Annotated in this window: 21 protein-coding genes; 14 read left to right on the top strand and 7 right to left on the bottom strand. The window is 35.7% G+C overall.

Translation table 11 applies throughout. The features are described 5' to 3' along the window. Positions 1 to 3: 3 nt before the first annotated feature. A complete protein-coding gene (gene tuf / locus A4G25_RS06640) occupies positions 4 to 1,191 on the top strand; it encodes an elongation factor Tu (protein WP_047131407.1) in 1,188 nt (395 codons plus the stop codon). Positions 1,192 to 1,305: 114 nt separating this feature from the next. Here tuf and A4G25_RS06635 read toward each other — a convergent pair whose 3' ends face one another. Next, complete coding sequence (locus tag A4G25_RS06635) at positions 1,306 to 2,487, bottom strand: M20 family metallopeptidase (protein WP_047131406.1); 1,182 nt, start codon at positions 2,485 to 2,487, stop codon at positions 1,306 to 1,308. A 195-nt stretch (positions 2,488 to 2,682) separates the two neighbouring features. Between A4G25_RS06635 and A4G25_RS06630 the strand changes: the two genes are divergently transcribed. Continuing rightward, complete coding sequence (locus A4G25_RS06630) at positions 2,683 to 3,870, top strand: glycine C-acetyltransferase (protein ID WP_047131405.1); 1,188 nt, start codon at positions 2,683 to 2,685, stop codon at positions 3,868 to 3,870. Positions 3,871 to 3,983: 113 nt separating this feature from the next. Here the strand turns inward: A4G25_RS06630 and A4G25_RS06625 are convergent, their stop codons facing one another. Then, positions 3,984 to 4,982 (bottom strand): choloylglycine hydrolase family protein, encoded by a 999-nt coding sequence (locus A4G25_RS06625; RefSeq protein ID WP_047131404.1) that lies wholly within the window; start codon positions 4,980 to 4,982, stop codon positions 3,984 to 3,986. 103 nt (positions 4,983 to 5,085) lie between these two features. Between A4G25_RS06625 and A4G25_RS06620 the strand changes: the two genes are divergently transcribed. The 9 genes from A4G25_RS06620 to A4G25_RS06585 all read left to right on the top strand — a co-directional run bounded on the left by A4G25_RS06620 (position 5,086) and on the right by A4G25_RS06585 (position 11,347). Continuing rightward, positions 5,086 to 5,295: a hypothetical protein gene (locus tag A4G25_RS06620; protein WP_063164628.1), complete on the top strand. Its 210-nt coding sequence runs from the start codon at positions 5,086 to 5,088 to the stop codon at positions 5,293 to 5,295. Next, the gene (locus A4G25_RS12835) at positions 5,289 to 5,582 is read left to right on the top strand and encodes a GNAT family N-acetyltransferase (RefSeq protein WP_082810144.1); all 294 of its coding nucleotides are present in this window, start codon (positions 5,289 to 5,291) and stop codon (positions 5,580 to 5,582) included. Before A4G25_RS06620 ends, A4G25_RS12835 begins: the two co-directional genes overlap by 7 nt. Positions 5,583 to 5,597: 15 nt before the next feature. Continuing rightward, positions 5,598 to 6,059 carry a GNAT family N-acetyltransferase gene (locus A4G25_RS06615; RefSeq protein WP_047131403.1) on the top strand — a complete coding sequence of 154 codons (462 nt, stop codon included), beginning with the start codon at positions 5,598 to 5,600 and terminating at the stop codon, positions 6,057 to 6,059. Positions 6,060 to 6,267: 208 nt separating this feature from the next. Beyond that, entirely contained in the window at positions 6,268 to 7,230 is a 963-nt protein-coding gene (locus tag A4G25_RS06610) for an L-threonine 3-dehydrogenase (RefSeq protein ID WP_047131402.1), read from the top strand. A 344-nt stretch (positions 7,231 to 7,574) separates the two neighbouring features. Further along, positions 7,575 to 8,654: a branched-chain amino acid aminotransferase gene (locus tag A4G25_RS06605; protein ID WP_047131401.1), complete on the top strand. Its 1,080-nt coding sequence runs from the start codon at positions 7,575 to 7,577 to the stop codon at positions 8,652 to 8,654. Positions 8,655 to 8,807: 153 nt separating this feature from the next. Then, positions 8,808 to 9,197: a YbaN family protein gene (locus A4G25_RS06600; RefSeq protein WP_047131400.1), complete on the top strand. Its 390-nt coding sequence runs from the start codon at positions 8,808 to 8,810 to the stop codon at positions 9,195 to 9,197. 142 nt (positions 9,198 to 9,339) lie between these two features. Beyond that, positions 9,340 to 10,059 carry an HAD family hydrolase gene (locus A4G25_RS06595; protein WP_174531720.1) on the top strand — a complete coding sequence of 240 codons (720 nt, stop codon included), beginning with the start codon at positions 9,340 to 9,342 and terminating at the stop codon, positions 10,057 to 10,059. 39 nt (positions 10,060 to 10,098) lie between these two features. Further along, on the top strand, positions 10,099 to 10,506 hold the full coding sequence (locus tag A4G25_RS06590; protein ID WP_052766733.1) for a hypothetical protein: 408 nt from the start codon (positions 10,099 to 10,101) through the stop codon (positions 10,504 to 10,506). A gap of 22 nt (positions 10,507 to 10,528) precedes the next feature. After that, the gene (locus A4G25_RS06585; protein ID WP_047131399.1) at positions 10,529 to 11,347 is read left to right on the top strand and encodes an HAD-IIB family hydrolase; all 819 of its coding nucleotides are present in this window, start codon (positions 10,529 to 10,531) and stop codon (positions 11,345 to 11,347) included. A gap of 42 nt (positions 11,348 to 11,389) precedes the next feature. Here A4G25_RS06585 and A4G25_RS06580 read toward each other — a convergent pair whose 3' ends face one another. Together A4G25_RS06580 and A4G25_RS06575 are read right to left on the bottom strand one after the other, a co-directional pair. Beyond that, positions 11,390 to 12,052 (bottom strand): deoxynucleoside kinase, encoded by a 663-nt coding sequence (locus A4G25_RS06580; protein WP_047131398.1) that lies wholly within the window; start codon positions 12,050 to 12,052, stop codon positions 11,390 to 11,392. Beyond that, positions 12,045 to 12,662: a deoxynucleoside kinase gene (locus tag A4G25_RS06575; RefSeq protein ID WP_047131397.1), complete on the bottom strand. Its 618-nt coding sequence runs from the start codon at positions 12,660 to 12,662 to the stop codon at positions 12,045 to 12,047. Before A4G25_RS06575 ends, A4G25_RS06580 begins: the two co-directional genes overlap by 8 nt. Before the next feature lie 64 nt (positions 12,663 to 12,726). On the opposite strand from A4G25_RS06575, the gene tadA reads away from it, so the two are divergent. The 3 genes from tadA to A4G25_RS06560 all read left to right on the top strand — a co-directional run bounded on the left by tadA (position 12,727) and on the right by A4G25_RS06560 (position 14,934). Continuing rightward, positions 12,727 to 13,206, top strand: a complete 480-nt coding sequence (gene tadA / locus A4G25_RS06570; RefSeq protein ID WP_047131396.1) for a tRNA adenosine(34) deaminase TadA — start codon at positions 12,727 to 12,729, stop codon at positions 13,204 to 13,206. A 216-nt stretch (positions 13,207 to 13,422) separates the two neighbouring features. Continuing rightward, positions 13,423 to 14,301: a Cof-type HAD-IIB family hydrolase gene (locus A4G25_RS06565; RefSeq protein ID WP_047131395.1), complete on the top strand. Its 879-nt coding sequence runs from the start codon at positions 13,423 to 13,425 to the stop codon at positions 14,299 to 14,301. A gap of 66 nt (positions 14,302 to 14,367) precedes the next feature. Then, positions 14,368 to 14,934 (top strand): NADPH-dependent FMN reductase, encoded by a 567-nt coding sequence (locus tag A4G25_RS06560; protein ID WP_047131394.1) that lies wholly within the window; start codon positions 14,368 to 14,370, stop codon positions 14,932 to 14,934. 144 nt (positions 14,935 to 15,078) lie between these two features. Here the strand turns inward: A4G25_RS06560 and hxlB are convergent, their stop codons facing one another. From hxlB to nagB, 3 genes are all read right to left on the bottom strand, one after another. Beyond that, positions 15,079 to 15,624, bottom strand: a complete 546-nt coding sequence (gene hxlB, locus A4G25_RS06555; RefSeq protein WP_047131393.1) for a 6-phospho-3-hexuloisomerase — start codon at positions 15,622 to 15,624, stop codon at positions 15,079 to 15,081. A gap of 1 nt (position 15,625) precedes the next feature. Then, entirely contained in the window at positions 15,626 to 16,258 is a 633-nt protein-coding gene (gene hxlA / locus A4G25_RS06550) for a 3-hexulose-6-phosphate synthase (RefSeq protein ID WP_047131392.1), read from the bottom strand. Positions 16,259 to 16,349: 91 nt separating this feature from the next. Next, positions 16,350 to 17,093: a glucosamine-6-phosphate deaminase gene (gene nagB / locus A4G25_RS06545; RefSeq protein ID WP_047131391.1), complete on the bottom strand. Its 744-nt coding sequence runs from the start codon at positions 17,091 to 17,093 to the stop codon at positions 16,350 to 16,352. Between the last annotated feature and the right edge of the window lie 493 nt (positions 17,094 to 17,586).

Below are 17,586 nucleotides of genomic sequence, written 5' to 3'. Positions count from 1 at the left end.
ATAATGGCTAAAGAAAAATTCGATCGCTCAAAAGAACATGCCAATATTGGTACTATCGGTCACGTTGACCATGGTAAAACAACTTTAACAGCTGCAATTGCAACTGTATTAGCAAAAAATGGTGACACTGTAGCACAATCATACGACATGATTGACAACGCTCCAGAAGAAAAAGAACGTGGTATTACAATCAATACTTCACACATCGAGTATCAAACTGACAAACGTCACTATGCTCACGTTGACTGCCCAGGACACGCTGACTATGTTAAAAACATGATCACTGGTGCTGCTCAAATGGACGGCGGTATCTTAGTAGTATCTGCTGCAGATGGTCCAATGCCACAAACTCGTGAACACATCTTGTTATCACGTAACGTTGGTGTGCCAGCTTTAGTTGTATTCTTAAACAAAGCTGACATGGTTGACGATGAAGAATTATTAGAATTAGTTGAAATGGAAGTTCGTGACTTATTATCTGAATACGACTTCCCTGGTGACGATGTACCAGTAATCGTTGGTTCTGCATTGAAAGCTTTAGAAGGCGATGCTGAATACGAACAAAAAATCTTAGACTTAATGCAAGCAGTTGATGACTACATTCCAACTCCAGAACGTGACTCTGATAAACCATTCATGATGCCAGTTGAGGACGTATTCTCAATCACTGGTCGTGGTACTGTAGCTACAGGCCGTGTTGAACGTGGTCAAATCAAAGTCGGTGAAGAAGTTGAAATCATCGGTATCACTGAAGAAAGCATGAAAACAACAGTTACAGGTGTAGAAATGTTCCGTAAATTATTAGACTACGCTGAAGCTGGTGACAACATTGGTGCTTTATTACGTGGTGTTGCACGTGAAGACGTACAACGTGGACAAGTATTAGCAGCTCCTGGTTCTATTACTCCACACACTAAATTTAAAGCTGATGTTTATGTTTTATCTAAAGATGAAGGTGGACGTCATACTCCATTCTTCACTAACTACCGCCCACAATTCTACTTCCGTACTACTGACGTAACTGGTGTTGTTAACTTACCAGAAGGTACTGAAATGGTTATGCCTGGCGATAACGTAGAAATGACTGTTGAATTGATTTCTCCAATCGCTATCGAAGACGGTACTCGTTTCTCTATCCGTGAAGGTGGACGTACTGTAGGATCAGGCGTTGTTACTGAAATCCAACAATAATTTTCAACTATAACTTTAGTTGACTTTTAATAGAGAGCTCCTCATTGAGGGGCTCTTTTTTTATGTCAAAATTAAAACGGAAACCTTCTACCAAGGTCTCCGTTTCTATATTTTTTATAATCTTTCAGTCTTTATAACATCTTCTAATTCTAATATTTTTAAGAACTCACTCGCTGCATATTTCAACGCTGCTTCATCAATGTCAAAATAGGGACTATGATGTGGATGATCTGTTCCCTTACTCGCATTTCCAGAGCCAGTCAAAAAGAAAGCACCCGGTCTTACACGTTGGTAAGCAGAGAAATCTTCTCCTACCATCATCATATCTGCCTCAGTAAATCTTAAGTTCAAGTCATTAGCTGCTTCTTTCACAACTTCATAAGCTTGAGGATTATTATGCACAGGGACATATCCGCGTTCATAGGCTAAATCGTACTCGATATCATTCGCAACTGCTAAACCTTGTAATAGTTTATCTAATTTATTCATAATATGTGTTTGCACATCTGGATCAAAAGTACGCACAGTTCCTTTGCAAATAGCCGAATCAGGAATCACACTGTCTGATGCACCGGCTTGAATCATCCCAAAAGTCACAACAGCTTGTTTAATTGGATCTACAGTGCGAGAAACAATTTTTTGAGCACTTAAGATAAATTCAGCCAAAATAACAATCGGGTCGATTGTTTCATGCGGTTTTGCACCATGGCCGCCTTTTCCAGTGATTTTTACAGTGAATTCATCAGGAGATGCCATCATTGCACCGGGACGCGAATAGATAATACCTGTTGGATAACCGCTCCATAAATGATTGCCGTAAACTCTATCAACACCATCTAAACAGCCATCGTCAATCATTTGTTGTGCGCCTCCAGGGACAATTTCTTCACCATACTGAAAAATCAGAACAACATTTCCATTCAGATGGGCAAGGTGCTCATTTATAATTTCAGCAACACCTAAAAGAATAGCAGTGTGGCCGTCATGACCGCACGCATGCATACATCCTTCATTCTTAGAACGGTAAGGTTTGTCATTAAGTTCTGTAATCGGCAATGCATCAAAGTCTGCACGTAAAGCAATAGTAGGACCATCACCTTGACCTTTGAATGTTGCTACAATCCCATTTTTTCCAACCGGACGACGAATTTCACATGAAAGTTGTTCTAACTGATTAACAATATAATCATGTGTATGACTTTCTTCGAAAGATAATTCGGGGTATTGATGTAGATGTCGTCTAATTTGGATCATCGTTTTTTCTTTATCATGTGCAAGCTGATACCAGTTAATCATTGGTTTCAACCCCTTTATAAAAGTATAGATGTACATATTATAGCACGTTATGTGTTCCATAAACCTTATCCTATAAAAGCAGAAGAGTTTCTAAAAAGTCAATTTAATGCGATTTGGTAATTATCAGCTTTTATATTCTAAAAAAATGGGTTATGATAGATGTGAATTTAATAAACAAGGGGGGACCCACTTACAATGGTTCAATCACTACACAGCTTTCTAGATGAAAATATTCAGTATTTGAAAGACAATGGCCTTTACAATGAAATTGATACAGTAGAAGGTGCAAATGGTCCAGAAATTACAATTGCTGGGAAGCGCTATATCAACTTATCTTCAAATAACTATTTAGGTCTAGCAACAAATGAAGATTTAAAACAAGTTGCGAAAGACGCAGTAGATAAATACGGTGTCGGCGCAGGTGCTGTTCGTACTATCAACGGTACATTAGATATTCATGATGAATTAGAAGAAACATTAGCAGAATTCAAAGGTACAGAAGCTGCTGTTGCTTATCAATCTGGTTTTAACTGTAATATGGCAGCTATTTCAGCGGTTATGAATAAAAATGATGCGATTTTATCTGATGAATTGAACCATGCTTCTATTATTGATGGTTGCCGTTTGTCTAAAGCTAAAATCATTCGAGTTAACCATTCAGATATGGATGACTTGCGTCAAAAAGCGAAAGAAGCTGTAGAATCAGGTCAATATAATAAGGTAATGTATATCACTGATGGTGTTTTCAGCATGGATGGCGATGTTGCAAAATTGCCTGAAATCGTTGAAATTGCGGAAGAATACGGTTTAATTACTTATGTTGATGATGCACATGGCTCTGGTGTAATGGGTAAAGGTGCAGGTACTGTAAAACATTTCGGCTTACAAGATAAAATCGATTTCCAAATTGGTACATTATCTAAAGCAATAGGGGTAGTAGGCGGTTATGTTGCAGGTACACAAGAATTGATTGATTGGTTGAAAGTACAATCACGTCCATTCTTATTCTCAACGTCATTAACTCCAGAATCTTCAGCAGCTATTATTGCAGCGGTAAGAAAATTAATGAATTCTACTGAATTACATGATAAATTATGGGATAATGCAAATTATCTTAAAGATGGTTTGAAAAAACTAGGTTATGATATCGGCGATTCTGAAACACCGATTACTCCAGTTATTATTGGGGATGAAAAGAAAACACAAGAATTCAGTAAACGTTTGAAAGATGAAGGCGTGTATGTGAAATCTATCGTGTTCCCAACTGTACCGCGCGGCACAGGTCGTGTACGTAACATGCCTACAGCAGCACACACAAAAGAAATGTTAGACGAAGCATTATCAGCTTATGAAAAAGTTGGTAAAGAATTAGGTGTAATTTAATAAATTTTTCTAAATAGAAATGTGAAACAGGACCATTCATTTGATTGAACGGTCCTGTTTTGTGTTTGATAGTAAAGTTCTTTTTAGTATTAACAACTATTTTTAAATGAAGATTAGGCATCTGCTTCTTCTTCATTTAGATTTACAAATTTCAAACTTGGTTTTACGGTATAAGATTTAGGTTCATCAGCTGTAACTAAATCATCAGTTAATTCTATTGTAAATACATCAGAACCATAATAATCGCGATAATAATATTTTAAATTACTGCAATTCATTACACATTGATACTGTGTATAATGCGGCAATCCTTCTTCAAGAATGATACCGCGCGGAACACTAACCGTATCTAATAATTTGAACATATTGTTCAATCGCTTATTTTCATCTTCTGCATCTTCAATATATTGACGGAAGTAAGCAGCACGGACAAAACGGGCAGGTGACGTATAGCCTCCAGGAAGATTTTCTGTGCCTGCTTCTACTCCAATCGGTTTAATGTGTTTCATACCAAGTAATTGTGGTGCAGGTGCTTCTACATTAAACGTTGTATTTTGACGAAGGTTTTGATAATGCCATTCTAAACTTGGGTTATTTGTCAATACTTGAACGGGATTATCTTGTACGATAAGTTGTCCCTCTATAGGTGTAATAACAACACTTTGTCCTGTTTGATCAGTCACTAAAAAATGTAAAGGAGGCACTCTATCTAATGCTGGATTGACTTGTTTAAGTATACGCACTTTATCGATATTCTCCTTTAAATCCGCAATTGATTTATTCATACCGAGGAACCACATAATAAATTCTTCCGGTTCTAAATTGATATTATTAGAGGAAGTAGATGTTGCGTATGAAGCTTCTCCACTATAGTATAAAACAGCAATTGATAAACCTTGTTCATTTAAGCCGTCTGCAAATACAACACCATTTGTCGTCATTGCGGTACCTACAAACCCGTATTCCAAATCAAATGTACGGCCATTTGAAGTTTCCCATTCATAACCGCGAGGCATTACTTTTGGAAAGGAATTCAATTGAAACGAAAAATCCATTGTCCGCCCAAGATAATCAGCATCATATTGTGAAGTAAAGGTAAAACTTGTACACATGATAAAGCCCCCTTAATGATATGTATTAGATTAAAGAAATTATTAAAATCATGATAACATAGAGGCAAATCAATAAGCGACTAAATAAGGGGGGCGTGTGATAATGGAAATGCGTGAATTAAAATTAACAGACGAAGCCACTTTTAATGTTTATATCAAATCCTGGCAAACAGAACAAATCGTACCGACTGCGATAGATCTCAAACGTTATGCTTCGTATAGTGAACTAGTTTCTGAATTGAAACAGCGTAATTTAAATAAAGAATCGGTCCCTGATACGACTCTTTTTCTTTTGATAATGGTGAGATTATAGGCGCGGTCAATATAAGACATTATCTTAATGAGCACTTAAAACGAATTGGCGGTCATATCGGTTACGGAGTTCGCCCTGACTATCGAGGACAAGGTTATGCGAAAAAGTTATTGAGAGAAGGGCTTGAATTTTTAAATCAAAATGATGTAGGTGATGCCCTTGTGACATGTGATAAAAGTAATATTGCATCTGCTAAAACAATATTAGCGTTTCATCCAAAGGAATTAGAAAGTACAGTTGTAGATGGGGAAATAGTAAGAAGATTTCTTGTATCGACGAATCAATAAAAGAAGGTGAAAACAATGGAAATAAAAGTATGCAGAGATGCTGCTGTTTTAGCAAGATTGAACGAAGCGGTTCATAGTATACACGCAAAAGCGTATCCAGATATTTTTAAGCCTTTTAATTACTTAGACAGCTTAGATTTTTTTCAAAAACTATTAGAAAGAGAAGAACAGTATTTCTATGCAGTTTATCATGGGGAGGAAGCTGTCGGTTATATTTGGTTTCAAGTGGTTTCATTAATGGAAACACCTTTTCGTTACGGAATGAAGTCGCTTTACATCCATCAATTAAGTATTGAACCCAATTATCGCCAAGAAGGCCATGGCCATGCTTTGATGGCATTTGCAGAACATTTTGCAAAGCAGCAAGGATGTAAAACTGTGGAGTTAGATTACTGGGATAAGAATCTTTCAGCTACTTTCTTTTATGAGAAAGAGGGATATGAAAACCTTCGTCAATATGCACGGAAAAAATTGTAAAAGCTTCATTTTCAAATTTAAGAGACTTTGAAACTTATATATAAAGAGAAATTTGCAATTTAAAATGTAAGCGCTTTACTTATTTTTGTACATATGGTATATACAATAGTGAGTGATTATTGTAGAATATAGTTAAATAATAACAGAATGTACACCTCAGAAATACAACATGTTTTTACTATGAACTTTAAATGAGGGGATGAAATTCATGGAAAGAATTATGATTACTGGCGCACTAGGCCAAATCGGTACAGAACTTGTTTTGAAATGTCGTGAAATTTATGGAGAAGAGAATGTTTTAGCTACAGATATCAGAGAGCCAGAAACAGATTCTCCAATTAAAGATGGACCGTTTGCGCTTTTAGATGTTACAGATATTACGCGCATGGAAGAAATCGTATCAGAATTCAAACCCGATGCGCTTATGCATATGGCAGCATTGCTATCAGCCACAGCTGAAAAAAACCCATTATTAGCTTGGAATATCAATATGGGCGGATTAGTAAATGCTTTAGAGGTATCACGTGAATATAACTTGCAGTTCTTCACACCAAGTTCAATCGGTGCATTCGGCCCTACAACACCTAAAGATAAAACACCGGCATTAACAATCCAACGTCCAACTTCAATGTATGGGGTAAATAAAGTTTCTGGTGAATTATTATGTGAATATTATAATAGTAAATTCGGCGTCGATACACGCAGTGTACGTTTCCCAGGCTTGATTTCTTATGTAAAAGAACCAGGCGGCGGTACGACTGACTACGCAGTAGAAATTTATTTTGATGCTTTACGAAAAGGTGAATATACAAGCTTTATCGATAAAGGTACGTACATGGACATGATGTTCATGGATGATGCAATAGAGGCTATTATCAAGCTGATGGAAGCTGATGAAGATAAGATTAAACACCGTTGTGCTTATAATTTAAGCGGCATGAGTTTTGAACCAGAAGAAATTGCTGAAGCAATACGCAAACATATTCCTGATTTTGTATTGAAATATGATGTCGATCCTGTCCGTCAAGGTATTGCTGATAGTTGGCCAGACCGTATTGATGTCAGCTGTTCAACAGATGAATGGGGTTTCAGTCCTCAATATGATTTAGATGCAATGACAGTAGCTATGTTAGAAGGGATTAAAGCAAAAGACGCTGCAACACAACATTAAGATTTAAAGAATATAATGATGTTAGAAATTGAAATAAGCAGGTTCTTTTATCATAAAAAATAAAAAGACGAACGAAGCGGTGTTTCTTTTGAGAGAAGGAATAGTGTGCAGTTTGTCTTTTTTGTATATATGAGACTAATATGACCGCTACTGTTTGCATTTGCACCAGTGATATAGAATAATTATAGATATAAGGCAAAATCAAGGTTTTGAAAAGGGCGAAACAATTTCGATTTGTAAGTGTGTTTTTTTAATTTTCTAAAAACTCATTGAATACAATGCGCGAGATTGCTATAATTTGAGTGTTAACACTTTATTAAGTATTTATTTTAGGAGGCAAAGTCATGTCAGAAAAAGTAAAATTTGAAAAACGTGAAGACTTAAAACAAAAGCCGGATCCGAAAAATTTAGGATTTGGTCAACACTTCACAGATTACATGTTAAGTTATGACTACGATAGCGAAAAAGGCGGTTGGCATGATTTGAAGATTACACCTTATGCACCGATTGAATTAGATCCGGCTGCACAAGGACTTCATTATGGTCAACTTGTATTTGAAGGACTAAAAGCTTATAAGCATAATGGAGAAGTTGTTTTATTCAGACCAGACCAAAACTTCGCACGTATCAATCAATCACTTGATCGTTTAGAAATGCCTCAAATTGATGAAGAAGAGTTATTAGAAGGCTTGAAACAGTTAGTAGACGTAGAGCGTGATTGGGTGCCTGAAGGCGAAGGACAATCATTATATATCCGCCCATTCGTATTCGCAACAGAAGCGGGATTAGGTGTTCACCCAGCACATAATTATAAATTATTAATTATCTTATCTCCTTCAGGTTCTTATTATGGTGGAGACTCATTGAAACCAACACGTATTTATGTTGAAGACGAATATGTTCGTGCTGTACGCGGCGGTGTAGGTTTCGCAAAAGTTGCAGGTAACTATGCAGCTAGTTTATTATCACAATCTAATGCTAATGAACAAGGCTACGACCAAGTATTATGGTTAGATGGTGTAGAACGCAAATATATTGAAGAAGTGGGTAGTATGAATATCTTCTTCGTAGAAAACGGTAAACTTGTAACCCCTGAATTAAACGGCAGTATCTTGCCAGGTATTACACGTAAAACTGTCATTGCATTAGCTAAAGAATTAGGATATGAAGTAGAAGAACGTCATATCTCTATTGATGAATTACTAGAATCTTATGATAAAGGTGAATTGGAAGAAGTATTCGGAACAGGTACTGCTGCGGTTATTTCACCAGTGGGTACTTTGAAATATGAAGACCGTGAAATCACAATCAACAATAACGAAACAGGTCCAATTACACAACGCTTATATGATGAATATACAGGTATTCAAAGCGGTAAATTAGACGATCCACAAGGTTGGAGAGTCGTAGTACCAGAATATTAAAAATGTATACAAATCCGTTTAGTTAAAAGGAATTTGAACCTTTATGAATATCAGAAACAGGTCAAAACTGCTTGTTGCAGCAGGTGACCTGTTTTTTATTTTCAAACAGATATTTGATATAATTGAAATCAATTATCAATTAGAGGTGCTTGAATGAAATATTTACTCGTTACACTCGGTATCATATTTGCTGGTATAGGGTTTGTTGGAATTGTAGTACCATTATTACCCACTACACCGTTTTTATTATTAGCTGCAATCTGCTTTTCAAGAAGTTCCAAAAAATTTAACCGTTGGTTAGTGAATACAAAAATTTACGATGAATATGTAGAAAGTTTTAAAAGAGACAGAGGTTTTACTTTAAAGAAAAAATTTAAGATTTTAACAAGTTTGTATATATTGATGGGAATTTCAATTTTTATTATAGATAATTTTTATATCAGAATAACTTTGCTTATCATGCTCTTTATTCAAACGGTCGTCTTATTTACTTTTGTTAGAACACTTCCAGATAATACCAAGCCAAAAGAAAAAGAAGAGTGACACAAAGCTTGGAACCAAATTAAATAAAATATTAACGAAATGAATATTGAGTATTAGAATGAAGAATTTTATAAAAATTTCCTTCTGTATTCGCAAATTGATAAAATGAAATAAATATACAAAGAAAGAAGCGTGTTAACTGATGGCTTTGAAATGGATTTTATTTGATAAAGACGGAACTTTAATCGACTTTGATATGAGTTGGATGAAAGTTGGCATTCAAATGGTCGATGAATTTGTGGAAAAGTATATCTCACAAAAAAACGTTGAGCATGCTTATAAAACTTTAGGGGTAGATAAAGAGAAAGATCAAGTTTTACCAGGTACACCTATGGCATGCGGGTCTTTGGATGAAATTATTCAGAACTTCAATGCTTTAGCAGGAGAAGATGTCTCTGAGTGGACTCGCCAAACCAGCCAATACTTGATAGATCATCGTGTTCCGGAAATTAAATGGATTGAAGGTATGACAGATGCATTGGATACTTTAAAAGATGCCGGCTATCAAATTGGCATACTTACAAGTGATACGAAAAAAGGAACAGAGCAATTTATCGAAGCAACAGATACAGAAGCATTTTTCGATTTTATTATTTCGACTGAAGCAAACGCTGCTGAAAAGCCTAATCCAGAAGTTTTGCGACCGTTATTTGAACACGTTTCGGATTTGCGCGCTGAAGAGATAGCAATTGTGGGTGATTCTCCAAACGACATTCAAACTGCAATCAATGCTGGATTGGGACTTTCAATTGCGGTACTTACTGGTGTAGGGCAAGCACATGAATTACAACATGCTGATTATACCGTCCAATCAGCACCTGAAGCTGTAGATATTTTGGTGAAGAATAAGGCGGAAAATTAGCTTTTTAAATACAGCTTTTTACTAAGCGAGGTGGATAATATGGCAGATCAACGTACTATAGTGGATGGACGTTATGCAGAATACCAAGGAGAAATTTTTAGAGTATTGAATGAGTTCAGTCCTAAATTGAAATTAGTTACAGAGAATCCAAAAGCTGAAGCATGGGGATTCAAGGCACAAACAACCAAACATACAAATCATACGCTTTATTATAAAGAAGTCAAACGTACAGAGATAGATGCACTGTATGAAATTAAGCATGAAGCGCGTTATGGCGGCACTTTGTTTGATTTGTATTATGATGCACAAGGACAAAGTTATATCGGAACGAGCGAAGCAGATAAAGCCGAAGCCTTTGGGTTAAAAGAAACAGATGAGGATTATTATAGTAAACCAGTGGAAGAAGATGAGTATGAACCAGTCATTTATCGCAATGATTTAGATTAAGACATTTTATAGGAGGTTGTCTATGGAACATCATTTGATATTATTTGATTTTGACGAAACCTATTATAAGCATGCAACGACTAAAGAAGACATTCCTGATTTACGCAATTTAGAAGAGACATTAGAACAAGCTGTGAAAAAAGATGGTGTGGTTACGGCATTTTTATCAGGTAGTATTTTTCCTAATATCATGAAAAAAATGAAAAAAGCTGAGATGAAGTTTAAACCGCAATATATCTTTTCGGACTTATGTTCTCAGATGTATCAATTAGATGAGAACGGTGAGTACCACGAATATAAAGATTATGAAGAAGCGGTTTCTGAAACTCCCTTTACAAAAGAGAAAGTGGATGAAATTATTAATGACTTTGAACAAAAGTATGATGTAAAACTTCAACCACAGCGAAAATATAGAGATAAGGAAACTTTGTACGAATATTATTTTGATTCTCAAGGCGACCAAGATGAAGATATAAAAATGTTAGAAGACTTGCAAGAAGAAGCGGCATCTTTTGACTATGCAGTTCATTTCAATAAGACAAACCCACTAGCAGGAGATCCTGAAAATGCATATGACGTTAACTTTACACCTAAAAATGCGGGTAAGTTATTCGCAGTAAAATATTTATTAGATTTATTTGATGTACCAGCTTCTGAAGTATTAGGGTTCGGTGATAGCGGTAATGATGAAACCTATTTAAGTTATATTGGTCATCCTTTTGTTATGGTCAACAGTACAGATGATGAGATGAAAGAAAAGTTTCCAAATACCAAATATGATTATTATAAAGGTTTGAATGATGAAGTAAAAAAATATTTAAAGGAAATAGAAAAAGCTTAAATTAAAAAGCAATGAGAAATATGTATTCTCATTGCTTTATATTTATCTCGGGTCAACTTCCCGGTGTATTTTAATGATATTAGCTATTTTTTCTAATACAGGATCAAGTGTATCTAAACTTTCATGCAAATCATATTCATTAATGTTAACACGTACCACAGGACAAGCATTGAAGTTATAAATCCATTCGTCGTAACGACGAAATAATTTTTTCCAGTACTCAGGATCTGTGTCAATTTCCATTTGACGCCCACGTTGATGGATACGATCAATAACTTCGTCGTAATCGCATTCTAGATATACTAAAACATCTGGTTTAGGGAAGTAAGGCGTCATGACCATTGCATCAAAAAGCTGTGAATACGTTTCAAAATCTTCTTTAGACATTGTGCCTTGTTCTTCATGCATTTTTGCGAAGATATCAACATCTTCATAAATTGAGCGGTCTTGTATGAAACCGCCGCCGTATTCAAACATACGTTTTTGTTCTTTAAATCGTTCCGCTAAGAAATAAATTTGTAAATGGAAACTCCAACGTTCGAAGTCATCATAGAATTTATCTAAATAAGGGTTATGGTCCACATTTTCAAAAGAAGTGCGGAAGTTTAATTTTTTTGCAAGGGCGCGTGTCAGGCTAGATTTTCCAACGCCTACGGTACCTGCAATTGTAATCACTGCATCTTGAGGGATACCGTAATTATTCATGATTTGTGCCTCCTATCATTGTTTGAACAATGTTTAATATCTGTGCGTAATCTTCGGAATGATTGACAAAATCAAGTTCTGTTGTATCAATCCATTCAGCTCTTTTACCTTGGGCTTTTAAGGATTGATAAAATTCCCAATACGCTTGTTTTAAATTTAATAAATAGTCATCTTCGATTTGATGTTCAAAGCTGCGATTACGTTTAGCAATACGCTGTTTTAGAACTTCTAAATCAGCATCTAGAAAAATAACAACATTCGGCATTATTAAATCTTCAGTTAGTATTTTATAGATGCGGCTGAATTTATCGAATTCTGTGTCTGTCAAAGTTTGACGAGCAAAAATTTTATTTTTAAAGATATGATAATCACTGACAATGCCAGAAGATAGCTGTTCGAGATCTTGAACTTGTTTGTATCGATTGCATAAAAAGAACATTTCAGTTTGGAAACTCCAAGTTGAGATGTCTTCGTAGAAATCAGAAAGGAAAGGATTCTCGTCCACAATTTCTTGTGCTTCATGATATTGCAGTGTTTCACTTAAATAGTGGGCCAAAGTAGATTTTCCTACTCCTATAGGACCTTCTATGGCAATATAAGGTTGATTCATAAACAACACTCCAAGTGTTAAAATAGACAATAGTTATTGTATCACAAGGTAGGAGATAGAACATATGGCTACAGATGAAAATTATATGAAACTTGCATTAGAAGAAGCAAAAAAAGCAGAGCGCATAGGGGAAGTGCCGATTGGTGCGGTTGTAGTAAAAGATGGAGAAGTTATTGCGCGTGCGCATAATTTGCGGGAAACAGTACAACAACCTACCGCACATGCAGAACATATAGCAATTGAAAAAGCTGCCGAAGTTGTAGGAAGCTGGAGACTCGAAGATTGTACGCTATATGTAACCTTAGAGCCTTGTGTGATGTGTTCAGGTGCTATCGTCATGAGTCGTATTCCCCGTGTAGTATATGGAGCATCTGATCCAAAAGGGGGATGCAGTGGAAGCTTGATGGATTTGCTGCAAGAACCTCGTTTCAACCATCGTGCTGAAGTAGTAAGCGGAGTTTTGGAAGATGAATGCGGTGTAGTACTGAAATCTTTCTTTAAACAAATAAGAGAGAAAAAGAAGGCAGCAAAAAATAATGATTAAATGTGGCAGGCTATTTAAAATTGCATTTTGGGAAATCAGACAAACAGACGATAGAAAAAAGTGACAAAAATTTGATAGAATAGCAAGTGAACCATGTGGTGTTGCGCTCTGGTTATCTATTAAAAGCTGTAGCACTGTTATTAACTTTCAATTTTTACAGTTTACTTTTAAAAATAATATTCTGCACGTTAAAGCTAATAGAAATGAGGTAAATTTATGATTAAACTAATTGCAACTGATATGGATGGCACGTTATTAAACGCGGGTCATGAGGTTTCAGAAGAAAATATACAAGCAATCAAAGCAGCGCAAGATCAAGGTATTACGGTCGTTATCGCAACAGGACGCGCGTTTTATGAAGCAAGTTCACCGATTGAACCAACTGGTTTAAAAGTGCCGTATATCTGCTTAAATGGCGCAGAGGTGCGAGATGAATCATTTGATATAATGCATACTTCAAGTTTGAATCACGAAATGATTGAACAAATTACGAATATATTGAATAGCGAAGATGTCTATTATCAAGTGTATACAAATTTTGGTATTTATACAGAAGATCCTCAAAAAGATTTGGATATTTATATCGATATCGCTGAACATGCTGGTCAAAAAGCGGATGTTGAAAAAATCCGCAATCATATTCAACATCGTATCGATCAAGGGACTTTAAAAGTAGTTGAAAATTATGATGAAATAACTGGTCGTCGTGGTGAAATTGTAATGAAGATTCTAGCTTATGATGCAGATGTAGAGAAAATTGAACGTGTCAGCAAACAGTTAGCAAAACATTCAAATTTAGCTATTTCATCTTCAGCACGCGGCAATATTGAAATTACTAATGCTTATGCTCAAAAAGGTATTGCACTTGAAGAAATCGCGAAACAACTTGGCATTGATATGAAAGATGTAATGGCAATCGGTGATAATATGAATGATGTTTCAATGTTAGAACGTGTAGGTTACCCGGTTGCTATGGAAAATGCGATTCCTGAGGTAAAGGAATACGCAAAAGAGATTACGGATACTAATGAGCATAGCGGGGTCGGCAAAGCGATTAATAAAATGTTGGTAGAAAACCAAAAACATGAAGGGTAAGCTTTAAGGGAGCACCCGTATTGAAGAGAGTCAATTATAAATAAAAATATTATGAGGTGAAATATTATGAAAGGCTTAATTATTGTAGGGAGTGCACGTGTAGATTCACATACTAAAGCACTTGCGCAATACTTAAAAGGACAATTAGAAGAAAAAGATGTTGAAACAAACATTTTTGATTTGGCAGATCAGCCAATTCATACGTTAGATGTATCAGGAGCAAGTAACCCGCCTGATGAATATAAGAAAAATGTAGAGGAACTACAATCGAAAGCGCGTGAAGCTGATTTTATCATTTTAGGAACACCAAACTATCACGGCTCTTATTCAGGTATTTTAAAAAATGCACTTGACCATTTAACTATGGATGATTTCAAGATGAAACCTGTTGGCCTAATGGGGAATAGCGGAGGCATTGTCAGTGCTGAGCCATTATCGCACTTGCGTTTGATTGTACGTACATTGCTCGGTATTGCGGTGCCGACACAAATTGCAACGCATGATTCTGATTATGGAAAACTTGATGATGGGTCTTTCTATTTACAAGATGAAGAGTTCCAACTACGTTCTCGCCTATTTGTAGAACAGATTGTATCATTTGCAGAAAGCCGTCCATATGAACACTTAAAATAATATTGTTTAAAAACACGCCCTTTTGCTGAGCTAAAAGGGCGTGTTTTAATATATAGTGCTAGTAGGTAGCTTGGAAAGGTTATCTATTTACATAAAAAAGCCTTATATCCAATTTGTTTGGACATAAGGCAATATTTATATCGATTATTCTAAATTAGCATGATTTTGCTGCATAGCTGTTTCATCAATATTGAAAATTTCCATCAAATCAAGAACAACAGCATCTAAGAAAATTTGAGCAGATTGTTCGAATAAACTGCCGAGTGGTTGTTCTGAACCTTCCGCATCATATTTTGTGCCTGCCGGCAATTCAATAACAGTATCTGCGAGTTCACCGATTTTAGAATCAGGCTTTGTTGTAATTAAGACAACTTTCGCATCTTCACCTTTTGCTTTTTCAGCCAATAATCGTAAATGCTCTGTGCTGCCTGAACCAGAAATAACGATAAACAAGTCACCTTTATGAATAGAAGGTGTTGTTGCACCACCAATTACATGTGATGCTTTGCCGAGTTGATTCAAACGCATCGCAAAACTATTTGCAACATAGCCTGAACGGCCTTTGCCTGAGGTAAAAATGTTTTTGGCATCACGTACTTCATTTTCGAATTGTTCTACTTCGTCATTTTTAACGTGACCAAGTGTGTTTTTCAATTCATCTAAAATGAGCTGATAGCGTAATTTAGTCATATTATTCACCCTTAACTGCGTCACGGCAAGTTTTTGCAGCTTCTACAGGATCGTCCGCATTTGCGATACCGCCGCCGACGATGACTAAGTCTGGACCTTCAGCTACGATATCTTTGATAGTGTCTGGTTTAATACCGCCAGCAACTGCAACTTTAGAGTTTTTAATCACAGATTTAACTTTGTGCAAGTCTTCTAAAGGAGATTTACCTTCTGCTTGCAAATCATAACCGATGTGTACTGCAATATAGTCAGCACCCATTTCGTCTAATTCTTTTGCGCGTTTTTCAATATCTTGCACAGCAATCATATCGACTAATAATTGTTTATCATTTTTGTGTGCTTCTTCGATAGCAGCTTTGATTGAAGCATCTTCAGCTACACCTAAGATTGTTACAACATCAGCACCGAATCTAACAGCTTGGCTGACTTCATAATCTGCTGCATCCATGATTTTCATGTCTGCAAGGACTTTTACACCATCAATATGTTCATCCATATATTGAACTGATGGCAAGCCTTCGTTATATATGATAGGAGTACCGATTTCTACGATATCGACATAATCTTTCACTTTATTAGCTAATTCTGCTGCTTCTTCTTTATTTAATAAATCAATTGCTAATTGTAGTTCCAAAATGATTCATCCCTTCATATTTTAAATAGTTTAATACGAGTCACAGTAATTTATATACCCCGAAGTTTAGAAATCAAACGTACTTTAAATGTTACTCTTTACGTCCCATATCGTCTGGAGCAGCTGCTTCATCTACATAAACTTCTACATTAGGATGCTCATACAAGATAGTAGCAGGCACATCCGCATCTTCGATACCGCTTGCTAATTTAGTAATAGCAGCTTTCTTCTTCTCGCCAAAAGCGAGTAAGATAATACGTTTTGCTGACATAATTGTAGATAAACCCATAGAAACCGCTTGTTTTGGGACTTCATCTTCTGTATCGAAATAGCGGCTGTTTGCACGAATTGTACTTTCAGTTAAATCTACGACACGAGTTTCACTTTCTTTAGATGTTCCAGGTTCATTAAATCCAATATGTCCATTTTCGCCAATACCAAGAATTTGAATATCTACAGGACCGCGTTCATGTACCACAGCTTCATAGCGTTTTGCTTCATCGTTTAAGTCAGCTGCATCTCCAGTAGGGATATGGATATTACTTGCTGTGAAATAAGGATATTGTTCAAACAATACTTCTTGCATGTATTGGTGGTAACTTTCGGGATGAGTTTGTGGCAAACCAACATACTCATCTAAGTTGAACGTTTCTACATTTGAAACATCTACATCGTTCATTTTTAATAAATTTACGAAATTTGCATAGACATCTACCATTGTACCGCCTGTTGCTAATCCTAACTTACTCTCAGGATTGCGTGTAATTTGATTGAATAGTTCGCATGCTGCATAAAATGATGCATCATGACGGTTACCTAAATTAATAATTTCCAATGATATCCTCCTAAATAAAAAATAATGACAGAATAAAAAGATATATCGCATTCAGCGCGTCTTCTATCCCATCTTTCTCTGATTACATATTCATTATAACTACGAGTATTTGAAAGAGATAGTAAAGCCTTTTGGAAAGAAGTTTTTTAAAATAATTTCACTGAATTAAATGTAAAAGTACCTTTAAATAGATAAAGAGCAGTGTTTGCAGACAGCAAAATTATTTTGAATAACATTGATATTTTAAGAAGTTGCTTAAACACAAGGTTTTTTATAGAAGGGATTCGTAATAATTTCATTGATTTAAAAGAAATTATCGTATTGAGAAAATAATATATATAAAATTTTTTGTTAGCTCATTATTGGCTAAATATATTTGAGTGTTCATTTGTGTATATTCAGGAAATAGCTTTGGTATTATTCTATTAAAATATTACAATAACCTCTTTAGAAACTCGACAAACAGTTATATAATTAATATATTGTTTCTAAA

This window comes from Staphylococcus condimenti, assembly GCF_001618885.1.
Classification (GTDB): domain Bacteria; phylum Bacillota; class Bacilli; order Staphylococcales; family Staphylococcaceae; genus Staphylococcus; species Staphylococcus condimenti.
This window is presented reverse-complemented; position numbering and strand designations above follow the sequence as displayed.